Origin of the sequence: Parasynechococcus sp., assembly GCF_045559935.1 — a bacterium.
In the GTDB taxonomy this organism is placed as follows: Bacteria; Cyanobacteriota; Cyanobacteriia; order PCC-6307; family Cyanobiaceae; genus Parasynechococcus.
Genome location: NZ_JBJLJL010000002.1, coordinates 13,302 through 36,760, shown reverse-complemented (window position 1 = coordinate 36,760; position 23,459 = coordinate 13,302). Strand labels below are relative to the sequence as shown.

Here is a 23,459-nt window from a genome sequence, read left to right as displayed (position 1 = left end):
GGCTGACCGAGCATCCGGGCAACGCTTCTTCGATGGTCATGGCCAAACTCGGTCAGGTGTCCCTGAAACGGATTCATCAGTTCAGTACCGAGGGTGATCCCGCACTGATCCGTTGGCACAAGACCGCACTCAACGCCCTGATGCGCCGGTTTCAGCTGGGCACATATCCACTGTTATGGATCTCCTTCGCGAAGGGGGTGGCGGTGACCCTCGCCGTTCAGCGTCTTCTGGGTTGAGGCCAGGCCTCCGATCATCAAGAATTCCGTCGTTCGGTTCCCATCCCTCAGCGCAGACGAAGATGCTGCAGCGATGGGATTGACTCACTGCCCCCTCTGCATCGGTCTGGCGCTGCTCTGTGCCGTCCGGTTCACGGCTCACGGCCTGATGGCTTTTCAGTTCAGCAGCCTGCGATCCAGCCCCGCGCTCGACTGAAGCTGGGTTGGGTATTTGCACTCATGCCGCCGAAACGGTCACGACGGCCACGGAATGTGAACTAATATTAATTACTGTCAGGGCATTCAATGCCGACGAGATGGAACTGCTGATTGCAGCCGCTGTGTTCATTCCTTTCTCAGCATTGGTAATGAATGCATTTGCCGGTGATTCCGAAGACGATTACGACTTTCTGTGATGGAAACCAAACTTCTCGCTCTGCTCACGTTCGGTGCTTCCGTGATGACCCTCTGGGCCTGGATGACGGCGAATGTCGGTCGATCCGAGCGTTGATCACAGGCTTTCATCACAAGCGCCTGTTTCATTCCGCTGACGGAATCTGACCTGCGCATGCCATGCATCCGCCGTTGATTCTGTAGGGAGCAAGATGTCCTCGGAGACAACGGGTTCCGCGGAAGAATTTCACCGCTCCCAGTTCACGGGCGTGAGCATCTGTCAGCGGCAGTTTGAGCCAGGCGTCTGGAATGCTTCCCTTCAGATCCAGACGGTTCTGCTGTGCTGCACGGCGTCGTTCCAGTTCTTCTCGATCATTCTTGGCGCAGACTCCTTCCACCTGCCTCTCGCGGGAACAGTTCTCGCAGGCTGTGACGGTGGCTTTGCGGCGAGTTGTGTTGTGGGACAACTTGTCGCTCGGTACCTCCCGTTCACAGCCGCAGCTGCAGCGACACCACCAGTAGGCGTTTCCCCCGCGGGAACGGCGTTCGGATGGCCGGACGACCGTGAGCTGTCCGTAGACCTCACCGATGCGATTGCGTGGGCGCGATGGCATATGGCATGAACCCGATGGATTCAAGGAACCACCCAGATCATGCCGAATCCCTGTCGTCTCGCTTACAGGAACCATGCGTTTGACTCACCGTGAATCGCCGATCCCCGATGGCCTCGACCTTCTTTCATGTGCAGCACGAATTTCGTGCCGGTAAAGCTCAGCAGTGGTGGGACACCGCCCAGAAAGCCCAGGCTCCCGGTGGTGGCTGGGATGAGGCTGTGACGACCAACCTTGAGGCCGGCTTCTACAACCACAGCTTCAATCCGATCGCTCCGGAGGGTCCCTGTTTCTGCATCTGGGAAGTTCGCGAGGGGATCACCCCAGAACAGTTCCAGGCGTTCATCGATGGCCCCAACGGTCCAGATTTCGGCCTCGGTGCGATGATGAACATCTGCCGTGAAATCAATCTCGAGCTCGCCGGCGACACGCCCTACCCGCGTAAGTTCGCCTGATCAACCGTCTTCCGTTGATCCGCGGAGCTCGGCGAATTTGGCTGCCATGGTCGGGTTGCGCCGGGTCAGCTTCTTGATCGATACATCCTGCGCTTTGTCATTGGCAAGGCGCAGATTGTTGTCGGCACCGATCAGCGCGTCCTTGGTTTTCTGCAGGTGGAGAATTGATTTGTCGATCTCGTCGATTGCGGTCTGGAACCGTCGGCGTGCCAGATCCGTGTTGCGGGAGAAGTTGTTCCGGAACGAGTCCAGTTCATTTTCGAAGTTGGTGATGTCGATGTTCTGAGCTTTCACCAGTGCCAGCTCGGCCTTCACCTCCAGAGACTTCATGGCGGCATTGCGCAGCAGGGTGATGAACGGGATGAAGAACTGGGGTCGGATCACATAGGTCTTGCCGTACCGGTGTGAGACATCGACGATGCCGGAGTTGTACAACTCACTCTCCGGCTCCAGCAGTGAGACCAGCACGGCGTACTCGCAGTTCTTCTCGGTGCGGTCCTTGTCGAGTTCCTTGAGGAAGTCTTCATTCTTCTTCTTGGTGGCTGTTGTATCGGCTTCGTTCTTCATCTCGAACATGATCGAGATGATCTCATTGTTGGCCTCATCCTGATCGCGGAAGATGTAATCCCCCTTGCTGCCGCTGCGGGCGTCGTTGTCTTTCTCGAAATACGCCCTGGGGAAGGCGGCAGCGCGGATGCGATTGAATTCCGTTTCGCAATGCTGCTCGAGGGTTTCGCCGACCATCTTGGTGGACAGCCGCGCTTTCATATCCCGCAGGCGTTCAATCGCCTGATCGCGATCCTTGATCTGCCGTTCGTAACTGTCCTTGAGAGATTGTTCTTCCAGCTGATGTTTCAGCTGGGTCTGGTCGAGAACGTTCCGCAGGGCATCGCGCTCCTTCTCAACGCCGCTCACCGCTTCGTTGATCGCCAGCTTCCGCGCGACCCCACTGGAATCAAGCTGTGCTCTGAGGTCTCGCAGCTCACTCTCTTTCTGGAGTGTGATCGCCTGAAGGTCCTTGGCAAACTTCGTCTCCGCCAGTCGTGCTGCGGTGGCATGACTGTCCTTGAGTTGCTGCAGTTCCCCTGCAATCATGTCGCGCTGCCTCTCCGATGTGGTGACGGCTTCTGTGATCGCCAGTTGTTGAGCGAGATCTCTGGCATCCAGGGACGCTTTCAGATTCTGGATTTCTGCATCCTTTGATGCAGCGATCTTCTGCATCTCCGTGGTTACTTTCTGGGCTGTGATTTCCACAGCAGCCTGTTTCTCCCTCTCCGCCAGCGTGAGTCGTTCCTGCAGCTGTTGTTCGAAATCCCGATCTCTAACCTGTTTGAGGATGTCGGCATACCCTGCCTCGTCGATCTTGAATGCCGTTCGGCAATGGGGGCAGATGATTTCATGCATTTGTGTATTTTCCTGTAATCAGGTTTCTGTCTGTGAAGGCATTTTATCGAGGCTTTGCTAGCTGTTCATCAATCGCCCTTTCCTGCCATGTGTGTGCTCACCTCCTCCTGGTCCGCACTGATGGCCGATCCCAGAGCGCTGATGGAAACGCTGATCATCGTTGGCTTCGTGGCTTTCGCGACGGTGGGCTTTCTGGCCGGCCTCCGGGAGATGGCCAGCGATCTGCGTCGTTTCCGGCGGGCCAAGGTCTGAGTCCGCAGGGGTGATCAACCCTCGAGCGCAGCGTCCAGCTCCATCAGCCGGCGGGCGTTGACGCCCAGGTCGGAATCCCCGAGTCGTGAGATCGAACGGGCCTGCACTTCCTGCCCCTCCTTGAGGCGCAGGAGTTCCAGATCGTCGACGAAACCGAACAGAGCGCTGCTCACCTGAGTATGCAGATAGCCGTCATCCCTCTCCACCACGACGCTGCGGGGCAGGTCTGCGGCAGCCTCCGCCAGTGTCTCGAAACCGGCCTGGGGGTCCGCTGGGTTCCATGAACGGCTGGCGCAGTGGGCGGGACTGGGGCATGGGCTGAGCTGGCCGTTGTGGACACCCAGATCTCCGGGCACCGGACCCACGAGATGGAACAGCATCAGGAGCGGCAGAAACAGGCCTGCGATCAGCTGCATGGACTCATTCCGCTGTCAGGGCGTCCATCATGGGGCTGAATGAGGTGGTTGATCTTGAGCCCTGCCTGGATCCTGGTGGCCTGGACTGTTGTGGCGACAGCCTCGTTCTGGAAGTTCTGGCGCATCACAGGTGCTTACCGCCGCAAGCTGGGTGCGGCGGCTCCGCCATCGGTTTCCGACCGGGAACGGTTGGAGCGCAGCTGGCGCAGGAGCGAGCCCTGACCCCGATCGGAACATTCTGTGAGTTCGAAACGAGCTTGGAATGTGCGCTTCTAAGATGATCTGCTGAAATTTCAATTCTTGCGTTCGACAGAGAATCAGCGGGCTCCATTCCCCTCGTGTGCATCGTGTAGGAGTCCCGACGTTTCTTCGACGATTCCGATGAAACCCCTCATCGTTGTCGCTGCATTTCACGCCCCGTTTGTTCTGATGGGGGCGCCTGCCCGCTCTGCTCCTCTCTCTCCGCAGCAGGTCGCCATGTATCGCCAGTGCCGATCGGTGAACACGCAACGGCCGGAGGAGTTCGCTCACCGATTGTGTGGCTGCGCCGTGCAGGCCTATGAAGCCGGACTTCCCGCTGCAGCGGCGATGGAGCAGTGCTCCGCGTTTGCATCGGGCAACTGATGGCCGCCATGGTTGACAGCTCCACACAATGAAATTGTTGACCTTGGAGCATGTCAATGCTCATCACATTTCAACGATCACAGTCATCATGTGGGCGCCGCGAGTGTCAGGCTTGCTCCGGTCATGGTTATCTCCGAACCGGGCGGAATGAGTTCCGTCATTGCCACCACTGCAATGGCTCCGGGCTTGTTGAGGCGAAACCGCTGACACCCCCTGTCGGCACGGATCCCAGCCTCTGACATCAAGGGGTGATGTGCCTGAATGGAACGGTGGGAGCTTTCATCGATGCCAGAGCATCGGTTCCGGGGTGTTGATCTGAATTCCGAGGGACACGTCCGTCTCTGCGAGGCACTCGCCGCTGCTGACGTTCTGTTCTGCTTCGAGGTACGAACCTGCATTCCCGGTGGCGATCCCACCATCTGTCGTCGGCTGGATCTGCTGGTGATCGGCCCGCATTCGCTGCTGAATGTGGAGGTGGATGGAGCCCGTCACAACCGCACCAAGAAACGGGAGTGCGATTACGAGCGTGATCGTCTGCTCAGTCGGCACATGCGCACGCTCCGGTTCACCCATGAAGCGGTTCTTGCGTCTCCGGAGCAAGTGGTGGACTGCATCCAGCGGGAACTGGAGCAGGATGCCCGATCGCTGACTCTGCAGCTCAGCAGACTCAAGGACACACAAGGCGGCTGACTCACCGATCCATCGAACGCGTTGCCTGGTGCGTGGAACCGGTCAACAGCGCTTCACCGCGTTGATGAATGGTCCGGGCGTAGTCGGTCCAGGTGCCCTGGCCCCAGTAACGGAAGCAGCTGGTCTCGAGCAGCAGAAGGTGCAGCAAGGCCTCCTGGTAGGCCGGCGTGCCGGTGACGGCCGGGTCTGCGGACACCTGTTGGTCGAATGTCTGGTGGAACCGCGCGCTCAGCTGGTTCATCGGCTCCAGAACATTGTCGTAGCCCTGCACCCAGCTGAGGTTGTTGGTCCAGGACGCACCTTCCATCGAAAAACCATCGCCGGCGGCCTGGAGCGAGGCGATGGCGGTCTGGACGGCTTCCGGTGTGGCGGTCTCACCGACCGCTGCCCAGACACGTTGCTGCTGCACCGCCTGGATCACCGGAAACCGGTCGCTGCCGACACCGGCGGCATCGAGCAGTTCCAGGTATTCGCTGCCGTTGATGGCCACGCAGTCGTTGCCGTCGTCCCGGATCCGTTGATTGGCCTGCTGGAAGGCGGAGGGGAACTCATTCATCATCACGCCGCCGTTCTCGCCGTCAGCGATCTGGCTCACCAGCGAAGGGATGGAGATGTCTCCCAGCTGTTGGCGTTGCAGTCCCAGTGCCTCGTAGCAGGGCTGCATCTGGCCGACCAGCTTGGTGTCGGAGCCCTGGGTTTTGATCAGGGCCGTGATGCTCACGGTGTCGCCGCTGCTGTTGCGGGCGGTCAGCTGATTCGGCAGGTACTTCTGGCTTTGGCTGAGAGGTTCGCCGCTGAGGGTCTCCACGCTGTGTTCCTGCACCAGCAGCCAGCGGTAACCGCAGTCCTTCAGGGCGCTGATGAATTCGTAGAGGGTGTCCGGGTGATTGGGCAGATGCATCTCCGGTGGCGAGAAGCCCCTCACCCGTTGCAGCGCCTCGGTGCCGAACAGAGCCGCGAACTGATGCTGCCAGGCGCTGATCTGCAGCTTCAGATCAGGGATCGGCGTGGAGGGCGCGACGGCATGGCTCCAGAACGTGCCGAGCCACTCCACATGGCGCTGCATCACCGGATCGCAGGCCAGGTGGCGTAGGGAGGCTGTGATGTCGGTCCGGCCCATCTGCTCCACTCCCCAGAGCAGATTTCCGGAGTAATCGAGCATGATCCGCGGGTCGCAGCCGTCGCTGATCAGCTGAGGAATCAGATCGGCGAGCCGTCTGTAGCACTGGGCGAAGGGCTCGGCGTTGTGGTTATCCCCCTCCCCCTGGTGCTCGAACATGTACTGAAGGTGGGAGATCAGCGCTCCGTTGCCGCCGGCTGGAATGGTGGGCTGATGCATGTGCAGCGCACAGGCGAAGCCGGATCGGATCCGATCGAGCGCCAGGTTGCTGTGGGCTCGCCAGATCGGGGCGTCCTGCCGCATCAGGGTCTGCAGTTCATCCTCACGACCGGCGATGGGAGGCAGGGCCGTCATGAGCGCACCCGCTTCACGGCAAGACCGGCTTCCGCCGCCGTGATCCCGGCCAGCACCAGCAGGCCGAGCAGGCCGACGAGCTGGTTGATCGCCTCCGCATCGGCATCGGCACCGCGACCCAGCAGGGCACCGGCCACAAACCAGGCGGTGGCTGCCAGCGAGGTGATCCAGTACTCGCGCCAGCGGCGCTGATACAGATAGCCGGCTCCAAGGCCCGGCACCACATTCAGCAGCACTGCCACCCATCCGGCTGATGCGGCGAGAACCTGTTCGCGGCTGGCCTGGTTCATCGGTGCTCGCATCGGTTCCTGCACTCTGTCGGATCGTCTGGTTCTGCGTGGTTGTCTGGAGGCTGCTGTCGTGCACCCCCCCTGGACCCTGTTCTGATCTGTGGTGTGCTTCTGCTTCTGATGGCCGCCGCGGCGTGCATCGGCCTGCTGATCCTGCAGCTGGGGCTGCAGCAGGTGTTCGCTGTGGCGCCCAAGCTGCAGACGCCGCCAGACGCCGCGCTGCCATCCACCTCCCTGAGTGTGGTGATTCCGGCCTACAACGAAGCCGCCAACATCGGCGCCTGCCTGGCGGCTGTGCTGAGCAGTGAGAGTCCCTGCAGCAGCTGGGAGGTGCTGGTGGTGGACGACGATTCCAGCGATGCCACAACGGAGCTGGCGCTGCGCACCGCCGACGAGCAGGGCGCGAGCGCAGCCGAGGTTCATCTGGTGCAGGCCGGACCGCGACCGGACGGGGAGCGCTGGGTGGGCAAGAACTGGGCCTGCACCCGGGCCATGGAGCAGGTGAGCAGCAGCTGGGTGCTGTTCATCGATGCCGATGTGCGCCTGAAGCCGGATGCCCTGAGACGGGCCCTCGCCCAGGCGATCGATGAGGAGGCGGATCTGTTCAGCCTGGCGCCGAGGCTGGTCTGCGGCTGCCTCGCGGAGTGGATGGTGCAGCCGATCATGGCCAGCCTGCTGGGTCTCGGCTTTCCGATCGTTGCCGCCAATGATCCGGCGTCGTCGGTCGCCTTCGCGGCGGGGCCGTTCATGTTGTTCCGGCGCTGCAGCTATGACGCGATCGGCGGACACCGCGCCCTGGCCGCCGAGGTGGTGGAGGACCTGGCCCTGGCGCGACGGATCAAAGCGGAGGGCTACCGGTTGCGGTATCTGCTCGGTGTCGATGCCGTGGACCTGCGCATGTATGCCGACCTTGCCTCGCTCTGGGAGGGCTGGACCAAGAACTGGTTTCTCGGTCTCGACCGTGATCCACTCCGGGCTCTCGGTGCGGCGGCGGTTGTGGTGCTGATGTTCAGCACCCCCTGGCTGCTGGCACCGGCTGCCGTGGTGCTGCGGTTGGTGCTGCCTGAGCAGGCAGGGCTCTGGTCTGCTCTGCTGGCGCTGGCTCTGCTGGCCATCGTTCAGCAGCTGGTTCTGCGTCTGTGGAACCGCCACCGTTTCGCTGTGCCGCTCACCCACTGGTGGCTGATGGGGGCAGGAGGGCTGCTGGTGGGTGCCATCGGTCCGGTGTCGGTATGGCGGACGCTCACCGGACGCGGCTGGACCTGGAAGGGGCGTCAGCTGGCCTGAACAGCCACGCGCTCCCGCGAAAAGCCATGAAAAAGGGAGGGTTCCCAGGCCCTCCCGATAGTCGACGCATACCCCTCACCGGGGTGCGTTCATCATTCCGCTCAAAGCCGGGAGAGGGTGTAGGTATCGCTACTCATTGCTGTGCCGATTCGCTGACGGCGTCGCTGGGGGGCTGCTTGGCGGTAGGACGGAATCGGACTGAGGGATGCGTACGGATGGCGACTTATCTGGTGACCGGTGCGAACCGCGGCATCGGGCTCGAGTACTGCCGCCAGCTGCAGGCCCGCGGCGACCAGGTGATTGCCGTCTGCCGCCAGAGCTCCCCCGAGCTGCGGGATCTGACGGTGCGCATCGAAGACGGCATTGAACTGAGCAGCGAGCCGGCGATCGCTGATCTGGTGCAGCGCCTCGATGCGCAGCCGCTGGATGGAGTGATCCTCAATGCCGGGATCCTCCAGTCGATGGGACTGGCTGATCTCGATGCGGAGGGCATCCGCCGCCAGTTCGAGGTGAATGCCCTGGCGCCGCTGCTGCTGGCACGGGAGCTTGTGCCGCAGATGCCCCGCGGCTCCAGGCTGGCGCTGATGACCAGCCGCATGGGCTCGATCGACGACAACAGCTCCGGAGGGTCCTATGGATATCGGATGTCGAAGGTGGCACTCAACATCGCGGGCAAATCGCTGGCGATCGATCTGGAGCCGCGCGGCATTGCCGTGGCGATCCTGCATCCCGGGCTGGTGCGCACGCGGATGATTCAGTTCCATCCCAGCGGCATCAGCCCGGAGGAGTCTGTGGCGGGATTGCTGGCACGGATTGATGCGCTGACCATGGAGACCAGCGGCAGCTTCTGGCATGCCAACGGCCAACGGCTGCCGTGGTGATTGATCCCGTGATGAGCGGAACCTGCCGTGGGCTTTGATCCACGCGACTGGTCGCGCGCGTCACGGCCACGTCAGGAGCGGGTCACCAGCAACGTGGAGGCGTTGCTGGCGGAGAACGATGCGCTGCGGCGCGAGGTGATGCGGCTCACCCGTGAGCTGGACCTGCTGCGTCGGCCCCAACACCAACCGCCGGTCGCTGATCCCGCGCGGATCAGTCGTGAGCAGGTGTTGCAGTGGGGTGAGGCTCTGGCCGGTCAACCGGGTTGGAGCGGCCTGCGTCAAGCTGCGCTCGAGGCGTTGATCGTGCGCCTCAACCGCCTCGGTTTCCCTGGGCATCTGACGCTGCAGCAACGGCTCGACCGGTTGGTGAGCGGTCTGGGCACGGATCTGCTGTCGGCGGTCGGCGGGAAGGCGACCAAGAAGTCGACGGCTGTTCTGGCGGCCTTTGCTCTGTACGGCGTGCGGGCCAGTGAGTGGCTGGATGAGGATCCGAAGCGGGTGGTGCTGGATCTGCAGCAGCAACTGCAGCAGAGCGAGGCCCGCCGTCGTGGGCGCCGGACGCGCACGGATCAGCGCAAGACGGATCAGCGCACGACGGATCAGCGCACGCCCGATGAACCGTGGGGGAGCAGGGCCGCTGCCCTGGCGGTGCTCGGCCTGGAGGCGGGGGCCTCTGCCGAAGCCATCAAGCAGGCCCATCGTCGCCTGGTGAAACGGCATCATCCCGACATGGGGGGATCTGCGGAGGCGTTCCGACGTGTGAACGAGGCCTATCAGCGGTTGATGGCCTGAGCCTTGATCGGGCAGGTGAAGGATGATCAGGGCAACGGATGGTTCGAGATGCCGATCGAATTCGGATTTGTGTTCATCGGGGCCGGCATCGCCGTCGGTATCTCTTTTGCGGTTGCGGTTTGGTTTGAGCGCTCGAAGCAGAAGCAGCCTGATCCTTGAGGCCCCAGCTCAGGTGGATTCATAATTGCCAGAGATCCTGATCCGTTTTTGACCCCTGCAGACCGACCTGATGCCAGGCGCAGGACACTGATCTCATCGCTGCAGCTGCGCTACGGCGAGGCACAGAAACGCGGAGATGCCAAAGCCAAGCTGGTGCTGTTCCGAGAAGCTGTCTACCTCGGCATCCAACCCCAGCTGTTTACCGACGACCACTGAATCGGTGCAACTGTTCCAATCACTCTGGGGCTGGGATGATTCTCTGGAAGCCGCCTTGGATCGTGCCGCGAGCCAGGGATTCGACGGCCTGGAATGCAACATCGACCATGCCTGCATGGAACCACTGCCGCCTGATGAGGTGCGGCAGCTGTTCATCGCCCGTGGGAACCCGCTGATCCTGGAAATCACCACCGGTGGCGGGTACACACCCGATCTCGCGGATGGCCCCCAGCAGCACCTTGATCAGCTTGTGCGGGCCTTGGATCGTGCCAGGAGGATGGACCCACTCAAGATCAATCTGATCACGGGCAGCGACAGTTGGCCTGAGCCCGAGCAGCATCGGTTCCTGGAAGCAGTTCTTGATCTCACCGAGGCTGAGCCCTGTCCGGTGATGGTGGAGACCCATCGCAGCCGCAGTCTGTTCAACCCCTGGCAGATGCCGGTCTGGCTCGAGCGTCATCCGCGGTTGCGGCTCACGGCAGACCTGAGCCATTGGTGTTGCGTTGCCGAACGATTGATGACGCCCGATCTGATTCCGATCCAGGTGATGGCTGAACGGGTCGATCACATCCATGCCCGGATCGGCCATGCCCAAGGGCCTTCGGTGAGCCATCCCTTCGCGCCGGAGTGGGCCGATGCGCTGGAGGCCCATCGTCGTTGCTGGCAGCTGTTCGTGGATGCCGTCGGCACATCGGCTCAACCAGTCACGATCACCCCCGAGTTCGGACCGGACGGCTACATGCCCTTGCAGCCCTTCAGCGCAGAACCGGTGGCTGATATCGCGGCGATCAATTCGGCGATGGCGGGTTGGCTTCGCTCCGCCCTCCATACGCCCAGCAGCTGAGGGATTGGGTCAGCTCATCCGGCAGGTCCCGGCGGTAGACCTCCTGCCAATGCAGGATCCGCTGTTCGAGGGCATGCACCGGACCGGGCACGAGTCCACTGCGGTAGCCCCGCTGGGCGGATTCCACCAGGGCCTGGTCCTCGTCGAGGAACGCCAGTAGCTCCTTCAACCAGACGGTGTTGGCCGCATCCGCTGGCAGTCCAGGTCCGTCGCTGTCTGCCCCTGGAGCGAACAGCCGCAACTGCATGCAGCAGCTGTCGAGGCTGAGGGGAAGAAACTCCAGCAGCGCCAGCCGGCCGTCCGGCCAGGTGATCAGGTGCAGCCACGGGGGCAGGCCGAAGGTGTGAAAGCAACCGCCATCGGCGTGGGGCGTCACCAGCAGGTTCACCAGGGCCGTGGTGTGGTGGACGTAATCGCGCACCGGCCCCTGTTCGCGATGCAGCGTCGTCGGATGGGCCACGGCGACGTGGTAGTCGTCGAGGGTGTTGTCGTGGGCGATCTTCCAGTTGCAGCGCAGGGTGCGTTGCAGGATCCGCACCTGATGGAGGGGCTGTCTCCAGAGGTCAGCCACCCGTTGATGCACCAGGTCGAGCTGCTGCTCCAGGGGCGTCACCGCCGGGGTGAGTGCGACCCAGATCAAGGGTCCATCCTCTCGGCAGGGCAGGGATGGGAGCGGCCAGTCCTGGCGTTGGAAGGGGGGATCGAAGCCCTGTTCGCGGGCAGCGGCCAGCAGCTCCCCCTGCAGGGAGTAGGTCCAGCCGTGGTACGGGCAGATCAGGCGACGGCAGGCGGTTGCTCCGTCGCGTTCGTGCTGGAGGGCCACGCCGCGGTGGGGGCAGCGGTTGTGAAAGGCGCGGGGGGTTCCGTCATCGGCTCGGGTGAGCAGAAGCGGCTGATTCAGCAGGGTGAGCGCCAGGCTGTGGCCGGCCGGCAGGGCCGATCCAGCGGTCAGTGGATGCCAGTAGCGCTGGGCGTAACCGCTGCAGTCCCAGTGATGCACCTGCGGATCGGTGTAGGCCTGGGCCGGCAGAAACCGCTGCGGGGACGCCATCACCCGATGGTTGGCTCCAGCTGACGCAGGCTTGTGGCCAGGCTGCGGCGCAGCTGCAGGAAATCACTGCTGAGGCGCAGCTGATCCAGATCGCTTTTATCCAGGATCACGTCGAGCGAGCGGATGATCCGGCCGGGGTTCGGTGCCAGCACGTGCACGCGCTGGGCCAGCACCAGAGCTTCCTCCACGTCGTGGGTGATCAGCAGCACGGTCAGTCCGGTGCGTTGCCAGAGATTGAGCAGGAAGTCCTGCATCGTTTCGCGGATTTGCAGATCCAGAGCCCCGAAGGGTTCATCGAGCAGCAGCACGCTGGGATTGGTGGCCAGGGCGCGGGCGATGGCCACCCGTTGCTGCATGCCACCGGAGAGTTCCCGCGGCAGTTTGGTGGCGGCATCCTGCAGACCCACCACCTCAAGGAAATAGGCGGTGCGATCGCGTACGTCGTTCGATGTCATGCCTTGCAGCCGCATGCCGAAGGAGACGTTGTCGGCGGCATTCAGCCAGGGGTAGAGGCTGTATTTCTGAAACACCATGCCCCGGTCGGGGCCGGGCCCTTGAACGGTGGATCCATCCACGTGAATCGAGCCGCTGCTGGGGTGATCAAGGCCGGCGATCAGCCGCAGCAAGGTGCTTTTGCCGCAGCCGGAACTGCCGACGAAGGTGACGAACTCACCGGATTGCATCGAGAAGTTGATGTCCTCGAGGACTGTTTTGTCGCCGAACTGTTTGGAGAGGTTCTTGACCAGCAGTTCCATGGCTCAGACCGCCCAGCGGCAGCTGAGGCGCAGCAGCAGTCGGAAGCCCATGTCGATGGCGAAGCCGATCAACCCCAGCACGATCAGCTCAGCGAAGATCTGGTCGGTGCGGAAGAAGCGCTGGGCCAGCTGGATGCGTTTGCCCAGGCCCACTTCCGCCGCCACCAGCTCGGCCACCACCACCAAATTCCAGGAGGTGGCGATGTTGATGCGCAGGGTGTCGATGATGCTGGGCAGGCTGTAACGAGCCACCACTTGCACCAGCACCTGGCGGCTGCGGCCGCCGAGGGTGAGGGTGGTTTCGATCAGTTCCTTGGGAACGAACTTCACCGCATCCATCACCATCAGGATGTTGAAGTAGATCGTGCCGAGGAAAATCAGGGCGATCTTGGGTTCCTCGCCGATGCCGAGGTAGATGATCAGCAGGGGGATGAACGCTGCTGCCGGCATGTAGCGGAGCATGGCGATCAGGGGTTCGCACAGGGCGCAGACCGCCGGATACACCCCCATGCAGATGCCGATCGGAACCGCCAGAACGGTGGCGAGCAGGAAGCCAGCGAACACCCGCCCGGTGCTGGCGACGATGTCCTGAAACAGGATGCCGCTCTCGGCCATGGAGGCCAGGGAGCGGAACACGGCTCCCGGTGATGGCAGGAACTTCTCGTCCACCAGGCCCAGAGAGGCGATGGCCGCCCAGACCAGCAGTGGGATGAGCAGGGAGGCGACCTGCAGGCCACCGCGCACTGGCCCCGACGGGGTGGCCCCCAGGGTGAACATGGAGAGGAGCCCTGAGCCCCTCCCCTTGGTTGCAGCGGCGGCCGTGGCAGTCATCAGGAGTCGGCGACCTTCTTCACGAAGCTGGAATCAAACAGGTTGCTCATGTCCGGCTTCTCGGGAATGAAGCCGACGGAGACCATGAAGTCCGCCATGGATTCCGAGGCGAAAGGCATGTACTGCATGCCTTCGCCCTCGCTGAAGGCTTCCAGGTTCTCTTCGATCGAGAAGAAACGGGTGCCGTCCTTGTACTGCTCGTATTCCTCGGTGGGAATGCCGGCCCGCTTGGCCATGATCTCCTCGGACTTCGCGGGGTTCTTCTCCATGAAGTCGCGCACGTCCCACCAGGTCTTGACGATCTTCTGAACGTCATCGGGCCGTTCCTTGATCAGATTGGCGCTGACGGTGAGCAGATCGGGGATGGCGCCGGGGTACTCCTTGGAGCTGGCGATCACCCGAGCACCTTCGCGCTGCATGGCGGTGCCGGTGTACGGCGGGAAGGCGCCGACGGCATCCACCTGCCCGGCGGCGAAGGCGGTGGCGGCCTGGTCGGTGGGCATGCCTTTGATCACCACATCCTCACGGCTGAGGCCCACATCCTTGAGGGCCAGGCTGAGCAGGTAGTCGTCCACGACGCCCTCTTCCACCGCCACCGTCTTGCCCTTGAGCTCGGCGACGGAGGTGATCGAGGCGTCAGCAATGATCTGGTCGTTACCTGAGGAGTTGTCGTTCACCAGCACCACCACTTCACCACCGTTCTCACCCGGCAGGAAGGAGATGGTGTCGTTCAGGGTCTGGGAATTGCCGTCGATCTTGCCGGCGGCGAAGGTTTCCATCGACTGCACGTAGCCGTCGAACCACTTCATCTCAACATTCACGCCGTTCTTTTCGAACAGCTTCTCCTCCACGGCGATGGCCCAGGGCCACCAGCCGGCCCAGTTGCTGTAGCCGAGCACGATCGGCGTACCGCTGACGGCGGTGGGTGTGGGGGACTTGGCGCAGGCGACAGCCAGAACGATCGCCAGGCCGGCGATCAGGAGATTGCGGAGTTGCTTGGTCATGGCATCGGCGTGATGAGTTGAATGACGGGATCGGGGCTCAGGCGGTGGCCAGAGCAGGGGATTGGTCTGGCGCGTGGGCTGTGGAGGCTCCGGCGGTGCGATCGGCAAGGGCCTGCCGCACCCACTGGTGCCAGGCATCGAGGCCTTCGCCGCTGAGGGCGGAGACCTCGATCACCGTGGCGTTGGGATTGATGCTGTGGATGTTGCGGCGGATCGTCGCCAGCTCCACCGGCAGGTGGGGCAGCAGATCCACCTTGGTGATCAGCACCACATCCGCCTGGCGGAACATCAGCGGGTACTTCAGCGGTTTGTCGTCGCCTTCGGTGACGCTGAGCAGGGCCACCTTGTGGTGTTCCCCCACCTCGAATTCCGCCGGGCAGACGAGGTTGCCCACGTTCTCCACCAGCAGCAGATCGAGCTGGGCTGGATCCAGACGTTGCTTCAGCAGCTGGAGGCCACCGCTCACCATGGCGGCATCGAGATGACAGGCCCGACCGGTGGTGATCGGCACCACGGGAATTCCGACGGCTTCCAGGCGCTCGGCATCGAGCTGAGTGGTCATGTCGCCCTCCAGTACGGCCATGCCCCAATCGGCGGCCAGTGCTGGCAGGGAACGTTCGAGCAGAGCGGTCTTGCCGGCACCGGGGCTGCTCATCAGGTTGAGGCAGAGCACGTTCCAGGCCTGGAAATGCTCGTGGTTGTGCTCCGCCTGGTGCTGGTTGGCGGCGAGGAGGTTGAGACCGAGGGTGTCCTCGAGAGGCATGTGCATGGCTAAAGGGGCGTAGGTGTCAGCGCATGCGCTGGATGGAGCCGGACTCAAGGGCAGCGCCGGCCTCACTGCGGTAATCGATGCTGCGGATCCGCAGTTCACGGCCGCTGACGATCTCCTCCAGTGGGTGATCGCAGCAGGGGGAGCGGTAGGCGCTCTCCGGCACTGGGTCGTAGGTGCTGTTGCAGACCAGGCAGCGACCGACGAACGGAATGTCGGTGATGGTGAGCCGGGAACCATCCAGCCAGCTGCCCTGCACCGCGGCGTTGTAGGTGGTCACCAGCTGATCGGGCTCAACGCAGGTGAAGCGGCCCACCTCGAGGTGGACGGTCTCCACCATCGCGCTGGGGTCGTCCCGACGCTGCCGCCATTCATTGAGGGAGATCAGCAGGCACTTGGTCATGTCGACTTCGTGCATGGCTTATCTCCACTTCTGATCGACGTTCATGTTGCAGACATCGCTGACCCAGGCCGGCTTGTCCTTGCGGGGCAGCTGGCCGCTGACCACCAGGTGGGCCATGGCATCGCAGATCACGCGGGTGGCCATCAGTGAGGTCATGTCGCTGATGTCGTACGGCGGCGACACTTCGACGATCTCGAGACCGCACACCGGCACGTTGCGCACGATCAGCTCGAGCAGCTTGAGTGCCTCGCGCGGCAGCAGTCCGCCGGGTTCGGGCCAGCCGGTGCCGGGAACGAAGCCGGCATCGATGCAGTCGATGTCAAAGGAGATGTAAACGCAGTCGGTGCCGTCGGTGGCCCGTTCGATCGCGTACTGGGCTGCCGCCTCCAGACCCATCTCGGTGATGTCCGTGACGGTGAGCACGTTGGTGCCGCGTTCGCGGCAGACCTTCACGCCCTCGCGCGGCACCTGCCAGCCGCCGATGCCGAGCTGCACCAGGTTCTCGGCCGGAGCATTGGCCATGTTGGTGGCATGGAACCAGGGGCAGGTGTGCATCCGCTCGTCCAGGTCGATCTCCTGGGTGTCGACGTGGCGGTCGAAGTGGATGATGCCGACTTTCTTATCGCCGAGGTGGCGGCAGACGCCGCGCACGGTGGGGAAGCCGATGGAGTGGTCGCCGCCGAGAATGATCGGGAAGGCGCCGCTGGCGAACACGTGGGCGATGCCCTTGGAGATCTGATCGAAGCTCTTTTCGTTGTTGGCCGGAATCGTGAAGATGTCGCCGACATCGCAGAGGGTGATCTGTTCGCGCAGATCCACTCCCATTTCGTAGTTGTAAGGGGTGTACAACGCTGAGATACGGCGGATGCCCTGAGGCCCGAAACGGGTGCCGGGGCGGTAGGTGGTGCCGCAGTCGTGGGGGACCCCGACGATGGCCACGTCGTAGTTGCCCACCTGGTTCACATCCTCCAGGTAGGGCGCCTTCATGAAGGTGTTGATGCCCGCGAAGTGGGGCAGCTCGCCGCGGGAGAACGTGGAGATGTTGCGGTCCACGATGCTTTCGGCCGCTTCAAGACCCAGGCGCTTGGCCTGATCAACTTCCTGCTGCCAGCCGGTGAGGGGCAGCTTGCGTTCCTTCTCGAGCGCCTGCATGCCTTCGCTGGGATGCGAACGCTGAAAGGCCCCGTTGGGGTCCGTTGGGGATGACATCGGAGGGGGAGTTGGGGTTGTGGCGGTCTCCCGGGCTTTTGTCCCTCCGTGCAGCCGGCTGTGCCGACCGAAACCTCTCGGACCAGACATCCCGAATGGGATCGGAACCCTAGATTTCTCCGCTTTTCCACTTTCTGCGGCGCTGGCGGCACGCGTGGTGTGATCAGCTACGGAACTGATGCTTCAAACCGATACAGCTCTTGTGTTACGACCCTGATCTCCTCGATTGTTGGATCCTTAGGTCGAATCAGGCTTGATCCGTTTGTCGGTTTCTTCATCTGGTGATGAGAACGCGAAGCTTCCCGGGCGACGCGCTTGATTGGTTGAAGAGTCGAACCGGTCAGAGGATCACGATCTCAACAAGGGTGATCCCGAACAGGGTCTGTTGTTTTCTGGGGGATCTACTGGCTATGGCTTTGATGTGACCATCCAAGTTGAGTGAGATGTACTGCATCGAGCGTCTTGAGTCTGGTGGTGAGTGGGTTCGGGAGCTCTGCTTCAAGACCGAGTTCAAGGCTTTTGTGCATGCGCGCACGAAGTCGCGGATCATGCCCTGCACCTATCGGGTGATTCAGCCCACCTGGAATGACGTGCTGGTGGTTCTGGAGGGCAAGTCGGCCTCTCAGGATGCCTCCCACTGAGTGCTGAGCGGAATCTGAGCGCCATGATTCATACGCGCTACCTCAGCAGTGAAGGCTGGGTGGAGGAGTGTTCGCATCGCTCCGTTTTTGATGCCTACATGGATGCGCGCCGCCGCTGCGTGCTGAGGGGCTGTCCCTATGTCCTCTTCGATGGGGAGAGTGGGGCAACCCTCTCCGTGCTCACGGTGAAGCAGTGTCTGAGGCAGTACGGCATCGATGGGGAATTCTCACGGGCCGGATGAGCAACGGCGGTTGTTTGCGTGTCCGCTGATGCTTACTGAATGTGACGCTGCTTGCGCATCACTGAGCCCTCCTTACGTTGAAGACGATTGGTTGCATGGTGAAATGAATTCCGCTCAGAACAAAGACGACCTGGTCCGCTCGCTTGAGCGCAGGGCCTACAAGCCGATCGCGGTCGACAGCCTGATCTGGCTGAGAAAGCGACTGCTTCAGCTGGAAACAGAGATGCGCTGGGAGGATCGTCTCAGCCTGTTCGAAGAGTTCTTTCCGAACGACGCCATGGTGGGCAGGACATGACGCCGTCGCTCGCGTTCATGCTGGGCGAGCTGGAGATCGGAAACCTCACGGCGGGCTTCCTGGTTGTGGTGGCCTTGGTCTTCGTCGGCAGCTTCGCGGTGGTGTCGTTGCAGACCGGTGAGCTGATCAAACCGGAGAAAAAGGACTGACGGCGACCGGCTGCATCAGGGTCCGGTCAGAAGGCGGCGAGCAGCTGGGTCATGGCGGCGGCTGAACCGATGCCACCGAAGAACAGAACGAGGGGCAGCAGCACGGGCCAGCTGGATGTGGAATCGGAGTTCATCAGGTGTCTGTGCTGGTGGTCTGCTGCTGACTGCGCGGACAGGTGGTGGTTTCCGCTGCGGCCATGTTGGCGAAGGCGGCGAGCACCATCACGGCGATGACAACGGTGCCGCCCGCAAAGGCGATGAGTGGACTTCGGTTCACTGGCCTGAGCTGATGGGTTGGTGAAACTAACCAGCTGAACCGATGTGTGGCCGTTGCCACCAAGGGCTCATGACGAACAGCTGTAGTGGGAAATCCCTCCGGCGCTGAAGAACTGACGTGGTCTGAGCTGGTCGTATCCGGCGGCCAGATCGGCGGTTGGGGTGTCGTACGGGGTTCTGAACAGGGTCTGCAGTTCCTGGATCAGGCCGTTGTCACCCAGTTCTGCCTGTTGATAGGCGGGGGCGATCAGCCATTCCCGCCAGGTGATGGCGGGGTTGACCCGTTGCATGGCTGCCGATGTCGCCTCGAACGAGCCGTTGGTTGTGATCAGGGCACGCCAGCGTTGCAGCCAGAGCAACCACTGGGCGTTCAGCTCCTCGGAACAGGGCAGATAGAAGCCTGCGTGAAGCTCCGACGGATGCTCGGGGATGGCGCAGAGCAGGCGGAAGACCCGGGTGTAATCAGCTCTGGAGGCCACCAGCAGCTGCAGCAGTTCGCTGATCAGGGCTTCGTCGTAGGCGGCCAGCCCGAGCTTGCGGGCCCACATGTTCTCGAGCTGCTGCTGCATTGCCGCGGCGAAGCCTCCCTGCAGTTGATCCAACTGCTCCTGGGCGTCGCTGTCGTCCTCCATCAGGGTGCGCAGGGATTTCCAGAACATGCGGTAGTTGGCTTCCGCCGCCATCGGCTGGTTGAAGAAGGAGAAGTGGGCTCCTCCGCCTGTCCATGGCTGGAAGCGGGGATCGAACAGTTCGCAGAAGCCGAAGGGGCCGTAGTCGAGGGTGTAGCCGCCGGCGGCACAGTTATCGCTGTTGAAATTTCCCTGGCAGTAACCGACACGCATCCAGTCGGCGACGAGTGCCGTCAGCCGGCCGCGGAACAGGCGGGCCAGCTCCAGCACCTGCTCACGGAAGGACAGGTCGGGATCGATCTCCGGACGGTAGTTGCGGTCGATCAGGTGCTGCACGATCAGCTGCAGCTCATGGCGCGCTTCAGGGTGGGCGTTCTCGCGGGCGCGGCGGGCGAACAGTTCGATCTGCCCGACGCGCAGGAAGGAGGGGGCGACGCGGGTGCTGATCGCCGCCGGGTTGTCCACCATCACGTCCGGATCAAGGGAGCGTGAGTGCTCTGAATACCAGGGCCGCCGCACGGTCTCATCGCGCGACATGTACAGCGTGAGCGAGCGGGAGGTGGGAATGCCGAGGGCATGCATGAACTCCTGGGCGAGGAATTCGCGCACGCTGGAACGCAGCACGGCGCGGCCATCAGCCCCGCGGCAGTAGGGGGTCGGACCGCCGCCCTTGAGCTGCATCTCCCAGCGTCTGCCTTCAAAGACGCCTTCGACGATCGACATCGCCCGTCCATCGCCGTAGCCGTTGCCGGTGCCGAAAGGACACTGCTGGATGTATTCGGTGCCGTAGATCGACAGGGCATAGCCGGTGGCCCAGCCCCAGGGATGCATCGGGGGGGTGGCCACCGATGCATCACCGGAGAAGAGGCGGGTGAAATCGGGGTCGTGGGCGAGCGCATCGTCCAGGCCCAGCTCGGCGAACAGGGTGCTGCTGTGGGCGACGTAGTCCGGATTGGGAATCGGTGTGGGCGTCACCGGCACGTAATGGCCGGACATCACCGGCCTTGGCCGGTGATCGTTGCCATCAACCGTGGCGTCCGGATCCGGCCGGAGAGCCTCCAGCAGCGAATAGTCGACCCGCGCGGCGAACTCCTGGAAGCTGTTCGCTGTGGTGGGCATGGGGTCGGATCAGGTCTCTGCCGATGCTATGGAGCCGCTCCTGCGCGGATCAGAGATCCGGCACCGAGGTTTCCGCCCGCAACGTGCACCAGGGTTCCAGATCCGTCGCCTTCCCGCAGCGGGGGCAGCTCCGTCCCCTGGCCTGCACCTTGGCGAAGGGGATCCAACGGGAGTTGTCGCGGCCCTCGTAACCGCAGTGCCTGCAGTGGATTCGATATTCAGCCATCGTTCAGTCCGATGAGCCTTCCAGGCGCTTCACGGCCTCATGGGCCCGTCGCCATCCCTTCACCTTGAAACAGCTGGAGTGATGGCAGACCAGGTACTGACCGTTGCCGACGGCATCGATGGTGGAACCGCGCGAGTTGGCAAAGATGCGGCTTCTGAAGTCCATGGCGTCTCCCCTGCCCTGGATTCACTGTTGTGGGGCGGCTTCCCATCGGCAACCCGTGTAAAGGCGCATTGCCCAGAAGACGACAGACAACGAAGCTGGAAACGGCGTGCTCAGTTCGATCTCAGCTCTCGCTGCACATGTGGTGCTAACTGAGTATTTAAGCCTGAGAATTTCCTCCTAAGTAATTTACTCTGCGCAATGGTTTTCTTGACCTGAACTGAATGCTGCTTGTAAGTGTGTTGAACTTGCGAGGCTCACATGTATTCGCTCAGACGAGAACACAACCATGAATCCATCACTGAACGATGGCAAGCCCTGGATGAGTACTTCGTTTGCATCACTGAATGCGACATCAATGATCAGGTCTGTGTCACCACCTGCCTGACAAAGCATCTCAAGATCGACGACGGGTCCGATCTCTCGATGGCCTCCTGAGCCGATTCACTCCGATGCACCAGCGTCTGCGGCTGGACGGGCACGGCCCGTTACTGGGGTGTGGTGGTGAGCTGAGCGGTCGATCCAGCCCCTAGAGCTGGTCTCCGTTGTTGCGCAGAGCGCACTGCGGCTGCTTGCTGCCGTACTGCCATGGTCGGCGCATGGCCCAGTACTCATCCACCAGGCCGAGCAGGTAGGTGCCGATGCGCTGGAGCCAGGAGTGTTGCTTCATCCCTTCAACATGCCAAGGGATCGTCTCAACGGCCATGGTTCTCCAGCGGCCTGACCTTGTTCAGGAGCCCAGCAGAGCGGTGCATTCCAGCCGTTCCTGGCTGGCGTCCCGCCGTTTCAGCCTCAGGCTGATCAGCCGTGCGAGATACAGAGCATCGTCTTTCACGCCGCAGAACCGTCCGGACCCCCAGGTGTGCAGCCAAGGCAGGCCGAGGAAATACAGGCCGTTGCTCTGGGTGACGCCACGATCGTGGGCGGGTTGTCCGGAACCATCGAACACCGGTACATCGATCCAGCTGAAATCACTGCGGTAGCCCGTGCACCAGATCACTGCCGCCAGCGGTTCACCGGTGAGATCAAGACCCGGATCCTGCCCATCCGGTGGCTGCCAGCAGGGGGAGTAAGGAGCCTCCGAGGGGGCCTCGATGCCCTGCTTCTCGATCCAGCTGTCGATGCTGCTGCGGATCCGGCAGTACACCGCATCGGCCTGATCAAGATTGCGGCTGAGGTCGTCGGCGAACCGGATCCGGTCGCTGCTGATCATCGCGAGGCGACCGTGCAGATGCAGTCCTTCGATCGCACGCCTCCGCAGATCGATTTCCCTGCCGCCATCCCGGCCCGTGAGGTAGTGGTTGGTTTTGGCACGCACGCTGCGTGGATCGTCGTGCTCGCTGATCGGCATGGCGTAGTAACCCATGCGATCCAGCCAGTCCACCACGTCCCGTCCCCGGTACATCCGTGGCGAGCGGGGGGCGCTGCCCACGCTCAGGTGCACCGTCCGTCCGGTCAGAAACAGGTCTTCAGCAATCTGACTGCCGGACTGGCCGCTGCCGACCACCAGCACAGGGCCTTCCGGCAGGGATCCGGCATTGCGGTAATCGCGGGCATCGAGCTGCAGCACGGAGGTCGGTAGCCGTTCCGCCAGTGGATGCCTGCGTGGTGTGTGATAGCCACCGGTGGCCACCACCACCTGCTGCGCTCTCACCTCGCCTTCGCTGGTGAGCAGGCGGTAGCCGCTGCCGGTCTGCGAAAGCCGCTGCACGGCCACACCCTCGTGCACATCAGCCCCGACGTGCTGGGCGAAACGGCGCAGGAAGGCCACGATCTCCGCCTTGGCCATGAATCCCTGAGGCTGGTCGCCGTCGTAGGGGAAATCAGGCAGCTGGCACTGCCAGTTGGGAGTCACCAGGCAGAAGGAATCCCAGCGTTGTTGATCCCAGGCGTGTCCGATCCGGTTCTTCTCAAGCACCAGAGGACGGATTCCGTGCTGCTGAAGTGCCTGGCTCACGGAAAGACCGGCCTGTCCGGCCCCGATCACCACAACCTGATGGAGATCGGAGTGATGCGCGCTGTTGAGCATGCTTCAGCACACAACTTGGCATTGCAATGATTCAGGAAAATCATTTTCATTTGTGTATTGAAAGGCACAATTAGTTGAAGCGATTTCTCGCGCATTGGTGCTGTATTTGGTTGCAAATGGAACACTTTTCGTTGATGCCAGGGTGCACGCTTCTGTTCATCAACGTTTCTTCACATGCCTGCAGTCGACCGCCCCGCCAATCAGCCGGGGGATTTTCTCGTTGACTACGAGGAAAAAGTTTTTCCTGACGTCAAGGCTGAGCCGGGTGAAAAGGCTCTGGTCACATTCCATACCGTTGCCTTCGAAGGATCCATCGGTCTGGTGAACCTTCTGCAGGCCAGTCGTCTGATCAACAAAGGCTTCGAAACCTCAGTGCTGCTCTACGGTCCTGGCGTCACTCTCGGGGTGATGCGGGGTTTCCCGAAGCTTGGTGATGCCGCCTTTGACGGCCATCTCAACTTCAATGCACGCCTTCAGAAATTCATGGATCAGGGCGGAAAGGTCTACGCCTGCCGCTTCGCACTTCAGGCGCTTTACGGCCATGGTGAGAAGGCCCTGATGCCAGGGATCACGCCGGTCAATCCTCTCGATGTGCTCGACATCGTGCTGATGCACCGCAAGGAAGGCGCCTTCATCCTCGACACCTGGACGCTCTGAGCCGGAGCT

General features: G+C 62.3%; 36 protein-coding genes and 1 riboswitch. Of the genes, 18 read left to right on the top strand and 18 right to left on the bottom strand.

Translation table 11 applies throughout. From position 1 onward, the window contains the following. The first annotated feature begins 38 nt into the window (after positions 1-38). Both ACJ0G7_RS00610 and ACJ0G7_RS00605 read left to right on the top strand, forming a co-directional pair. Positions 39-236, top strand: a complete 198-nt coding sequence (locus ACJ0G7_RS00610; RefSeq protein WP_407394732.1) for a hypothetical protein — start codon at positions 39-41, stop codon at positions 234-236. A gap of 73 nt (positions 237-309) precedes the next feature. Further along, positions 310-432 (top strand): hypothetical protein, encoded by a 123-nt coding sequence (locus ACJ0G7_RS00605; protein WP_255475596.1) that lies wholly within the window; start codon positions 310-312, stop codon positions 430-432. A 322-nt stretch (positions 433-754) separates the two neighbouring features. Here the strand turns inward: ACJ0G7_RS00605 and ACJ0G7_RS00600 are convergent, their stop codons facing one another. Then, entirely contained in the window at positions 755-1,222 is a 468-nt protein-coding gene (locus ACJ0G7_RS00600; RefSeq protein WP_043690694.1) for a hypothetical protein, read from the bottom strand. Between the two features lie 107 nt (positions 1,223-1,329). Here ACJ0G7_RS00600 and ACJ0G7_RS00595 point away from each other — a divergent pair, with 107 nt between their 5' ends. Beyond that, on the top strand, positions 1,330-1,674 hold the full coding sequence (locus ACJ0G7_RS00595) for a hypothetical protein (RefSeq protein ID WP_043690697.1): 345 nt from the start codon (positions 1,330-1,332) through the stop codon (positions 1,672-1,674). Here ACJ0G7_RS00595 and ACJ0G7_RS00590 read toward each other — a convergent pair whose 3' ends face one another. Beyond that, positions 1,675-3,078, bottom strand: coding sequence for a DUF2130 domain-containing protein (locus ACJ0G7_RS00590; protein WP_407394729.1), 1,404 nt, complete (start codon positions 3,076-3,078; stop codon positions 1,675-1,677). Positions 3,079-3,198: 120 nt separating this feature from the next. Between ACJ0G7_RS00590 and ACJ0G7_RS00585 the strand changes: the two genes are divergently transcribed. Continuing rightward, positions 3,199-3,330 (top strand): hypothetical protein, encoded by a 132-nt coding sequence (locus tag ACJ0G7_RS00585; RefSeq protein ID WP_255475597.1) that lies wholly within the window; start codon positions 3,199-3,201, stop codon positions 3,328-3,330. Between the two features lie 14 nt (positions 3,331-3,344). On the opposite strand, the gene ACJ0G7_RS00580 is transcribed toward ACJ0G7_RS00585, so the two are convergent. Next, the gene (locus tag ACJ0G7_RS00580; RefSeq protein ID WP_407394728.1) at positions 3,345-3,746 is read right to left on the bottom strand and encodes a DUF1499 domain-containing protein; all 402 of its coding nucleotides are present in this window, start codon (positions 3,744-3,746) and stop codon (positions 3,345-3,347) included. Positions 3,747-3,800: 54 nt separating this feature from the next. On the opposite strand from ACJ0G7_RS00580, the gene ACJ0G7_RS00575 reads away from it, so the two are divergent. From ACJ0G7_RS00575 to ACJ0G7_RS00565, 3 genes are all read left to right on the top strand, one after another. Further along, positions 3,801-3,968: a hypothetical protein gene (locus ACJ0G7_RS00575; RefSeq protein WP_186485772.1), complete on the top strand. Its 168-nt coding sequence runs from the start codon at positions 3,801-3,803 to the stop codon at positions 3,966-3,968. A 159-nt stretch (positions 3,969-4,127) separates the two neighbouring features. Beyond that, a complete protein-coding gene (locus tag ACJ0G7_RS00570) occupies positions 4,128-4,370 on the top strand; it encodes a hypothetical protein (RefSeq protein ID WP_407394726.1) in 243 nt (80 codons plus the stop codon). A gap of 285 nt (positions 4,371-4,655) precedes the next feature. Continuing rightward, positions 4,656-5,060 (top strand): DUF559 domain-containing protein, encoded by a 405-nt coding sequence (locus ACJ0G7_RS00565; RefSeq protein WP_162176148.1) that lies wholly within the window; start codon positions 4,656-4,658, stop codon positions 5,058-5,060. A 1-nt stretch (position 5,061) separates the two neighbouring features. Here ACJ0G7_RS00565 and ACJ0G7_RS00560 read toward each other — a convergent pair whose 3' ends face one another. Together ACJ0G7_RS00560 and ACJ0G7_RS00555 are read right to left on the bottom strand one after the other, a co-directional pair. Continuing rightward, a complete protein-coding gene (locus ACJ0G7_RS00560) occupies positions 5,062-6,534 on the bottom strand; it encodes a glycosyl hydrolase family 57 (protein WP_407394724.1) in 1,473 nt (490 codons plus the stop codon). Beyond that, positions 6,531-6,824, bottom strand: a complete 294-nt coding sequence (locus ACJ0G7_RS00555; RefSeq protein ID WP_043696381.1) for a hypothetical protein — start codon at positions 6,822-6,824, stop codon at positions 6,531-6,533. The genes ACJ0G7_RS00560 and ACJ0G7_RS00555 overlap by 4 nt, the downstream gene beginning before the upstream one ends. Positions 6,825-6,944: 120 nt before the next feature. Here ACJ0G7_RS00555 and ACJ0G7_RS00550 point away from each other — a divergent pair, with 120 nt between their 5' ends. From ACJ0G7_RS00550 to ACJ0G7_RS00525, 6 genes are all read left to right on the top strand, one after another. Then, on the top strand, positions 6,945-8,111 hold the full coding sequence (locus ACJ0G7_RS00550) for a glycosyltransferase (RefSeq protein WP_407394846.1): 1,167 nt from the start codon (positions 6,945-6,947) through the stop codon (positions 8,109-8,111). A 215-nt stretch (positions 8,112-8,326) separates the two neighbouring features. Then, a complete protein-coding gene (locus tag ACJ0G7_RS00545) occupies positions 8,327-8,992 on the top strand; it encodes an SDR family oxidoreductase (protein ID WP_407394722.1) in 666 nt (221 codons plus the stop codon). A gap of 27 nt (positions 8,993-9,019) precedes the next feature. Then, on the top strand, positions 9,020-9,784 hold the full coding sequence (locus ACJ0G7_RS00540) for a J domain-containing protein (protein WP_407394721.1): 765 nt from the start codon (positions 9,020-9,022) through the stop codon (positions 9,782-9,784). A gap of 3 nt (positions 9,785-9,787) precedes the next feature. Then, a complete protein-coding gene (locus ACJ0G7_RS00535) occupies positions 9,788-9,943 on the top strand; it encodes a hypothetical protein (protein WP_156957056.1) in 156 nt (51 codons plus the stop codon). A gap of 48 nt (positions 9,944-9,991) precedes the next feature. Continuing rightward, positions 9,992-10,159, top strand: a complete 168-nt coding sequence (locus ACJ0G7_RS00530; protein WP_173402106.1) for a hypothetical protein — start codon at positions 9,992-9,994, stop codon at positions 10,157-10,159. 4 nt (positions 10,160-10,163) lie between these two features. After that, positions 10,164-11,003, top strand: coding sequence for a sugar phosphate isomerase/epimerase family protein (locus ACJ0G7_RS00525; RefSeq protein WP_407394719.1), 840 nt, complete (start codon positions 10,164-10,166; stop codon positions 11,001-11,003). Here the strand turns inward: ACJ0G7_RS00525 and ACJ0G7_RS00520 are convergent. From ACJ0G7_RS00520 to speB, 7 genes are read right to left on the bottom strand one after another with little or no spacing between them, the layout of a single operon-like run. Continuing rightward, the gene (locus ACJ0G7_RS00520; protein WP_407394717.1) at positions 10,948-12,054 is read right to left on the bottom strand and encodes an aromatic ring-hydroxylating oxygenase subunit alpha; all 1,107 of its coding nucleotides are present in this window, start codon (positions 12,052-12,054) and stop codon (positions 10,948-10,950) included. The two genes, ACJ0G7_RS00525 and ACJ0G7_RS00520, sit on opposite strands and share 56 nt — an antisense overlap. Then, entirely contained in the window at positions 12,054-12,809 is a 756-nt protein-coding gene (locus ACJ0G7_RS00515; protein WP_043690721.1) for an ABC transporter ATP-binding protein, read from the bottom strand. Before ACJ0G7_RS00515 ends, ACJ0G7_RS00520 begins: the two co-directional genes overlap by 1 nt. 3 nt (positions 12,810-12,812) lie before the next feature. Continuing rightward, a complete protein-coding gene (locus ACJ0G7_RS00510) occupies positions 12,813-13,640 on the bottom strand; it encodes an ABC transporter permease (RefSeq protein WP_043690723.1) in 828 nt (275 codons plus the stop codon). Then, a complete protein-coding gene (locus tag ACJ0G7_RS00505) occupies positions 13,640-14,644 on the bottom strand; it encodes an ABC transporter substrate-binding protein (RefSeq protein ID WP_407394715.1) in 1,005 nt (334 codons plus the stop codon). The genes ACJ0G7_RS00510 and ACJ0G7_RS00505 overlap by 1 nt, the downstream gene beginning before the upstream one ends. A gap of 37 nt (positions 14,645-14,681) precedes the next feature. Further along, positions 14,682-15,413: a hydrogenase nickel incorporation protein HypB gene (hypB, locus tag ACJ0G7_RS00500; protein ID WP_084187904.1), complete on the bottom strand. Its 732-nt coding sequence runs from the start codon at positions 15,411-15,413 to the stop codon at positions 14,682-14,684. Between the two features lie 19 nt (positions 15,414-15,432). Next, positions 15,433-15,831 (bottom strand): hydrogenase maturation nickel metallochaperone HypA, encoded by a 399-nt coding sequence (locus ACJ0G7_RS00495; protein WP_043690729.1) that lies wholly within the window; start codon positions 15,829-15,831, stop codon positions 15,433-15,435. A 3-nt stretch (positions 15,832-15,834) separates the two neighbouring features. Continuing rightward, positions 15,835-17,025, bottom strand: a complete 1,191-nt coding sequence (speB, locus tag ACJ0G7_RS00490; protein WP_043690732.1) for an agmatinase — start codon at positions 17,023-17,025, stop codon at positions 15,835-15,837. A 25-nt stretch (positions 17,026-17,050) separates the two neighbouring features. Continuing rightward, positions 17,051-17,149: riboswitch (guanidine-I (ykkC/yxkD leader) on the bottom strand. Positions 17,150-17,459: 310 nt separating this feature from the next. On the opposite strand from speB, the gene ACJ0G7_RS00485 reads away from it, so the two are divergent. The 4 genes from ACJ0G7_RS00485 to ACJ0G7_RS00470 all read left to right on the top strand — a co-directional run bounded on the left by ACJ0G7_RS00485 (position 17,460) and on the right by ACJ0G7_RS00470 (position 18,352). Continuing rightward, a complete protein-coding gene (locus tag ACJ0G7_RS00485) occupies positions 17,460-17,666 on the top strand; it encodes a hypothetical protein (protein ID WP_407394712.1) in 207 nt (68 codons plus the stop codon). A 23-nt stretch (positions 17,667-17,689) separates the two neighbouring features. After that, a complete protein-coding gene (locus tag ACJ0G7_RS00480) occupies positions 17,690-17,908 on the top strand; it encodes a hypothetical protein (protein ID WP_043690737.1) in 219 nt (72 codons plus the stop codon). Positions 17,909-18,011: 103 nt separating this feature from the next. Next, positions 18,012-18,203, top strand: coding sequence for a hypothetical protein (locus ACJ0G7_RS00475; RefSeq protein ID WP_084187906.1), 192 nt, complete (start codon positions 18,012-18,014; stop codon positions 18,201-18,203). Continuing rightward, positions 18,200-18,352, top strand: a complete 153-nt coding sequence (locus ACJ0G7_RS00470; protein WP_186485346.1) for a hypothetical protein — start codon at positions 18,200-18,202, stop codon at positions 18,350-18,352. The genes ACJ0G7_RS00475 and ACJ0G7_RS00470 overlap by 4 nt, the downstream gene beginning before the upstream one ends. 133 nt (positions 18,353-18,485) lie before the next feature. On the opposite strand, the gene ACJ0G7_RS00465 is transcribed toward ACJ0G7_RS00470, so the two are convergent. From ACJ0G7_RS00465 to ACJ0G7_RS00440, 6 genes are all read right to left on the bottom strand, one after another. Further along, positions 18,486-18,629 (bottom strand): hypothetical protein, encoded by a 144-nt coding sequence (locus ACJ0G7_RS00465; RefSeq protein WP_407394710.1) that lies wholly within the window; start codon positions 18,627-18,629, stop codon positions 18,486-18,488. Between the two features lie 67 nt (positions 18,630-18,696). After that, on the bottom strand, positions 18,697-20,376 hold the full coding sequence (locus ACJ0G7_RS00460; protein ID WP_407394708.1) for a protein adenylyltransferase SelO family protein: 1,680 nt from the start codon (positions 20,374-20,376) through the stop codon (positions 18,697-18,699). 49 nt (positions 20,377-20,425) lie between these two features. Then, positions 20,426-20,602 (bottom strand): hypothetical protein, encoded by a 177-nt coding sequence (locus ACJ0G7_RS00455; RefSeq protein ID WP_156957058.1) that lies wholly within the window; start codon positions 20,600-20,602, stop codon positions 20,426-20,428. 3 nt (positions 20,603-20,605) lie between these two features. Continuing rightward, positions 20,606-20,767, bottom strand: coding sequence for a hypothetical protein (locus ACJ0G7_RS00450; protein WP_173402109.1), 162 nt, complete (start codon positions 20,765-20,767; stop codon positions 20,606-20,608). Between the two features lie 526 nt (positions 20,768-21,293). After that, complete coding sequence (locus tag ACJ0G7_RS00445) at positions 21,294-21,434, bottom strand: hypothetical protein (protein ID WP_407394706.1); 141 nt, start codon at positions 21,432-21,434, stop codon at positions 21,294-21,296. A gap of 60 nt (positions 21,435-21,494) precedes the next feature. Then, complete coding sequence (locus tag ACJ0G7_RS00440) at positions 21,495-22,793, bottom strand: MSMEG_0569 family flavin-dependent oxidoreductase (RefSeq protein WP_407394705.1); 1,299 nt, start codon at positions 22,791-22,793, stop codon at positions 21,495-21,497. Between the two features lie 174 nt (positions 22,794-22,967). On the opposite strand from ACJ0G7_RS00440, the gene ACJ0G7_RS00435 reads away from it, so the two are divergent. Next, positions 22,968-23,450: an MSMEG_0572/Sll0783 family nitrogen starvation response protein gene (locus ACJ0G7_RS00435; RefSeq protein ID WP_006041142.1), complete on the top strand. Its 483-nt coding sequence runs from the start codon at positions 22,968-22,970 to the stop codon at positions 23,448-23,450. The last annotated feature ends 9 nt before the right edge of the window (positions 23,451-23,459 follow it).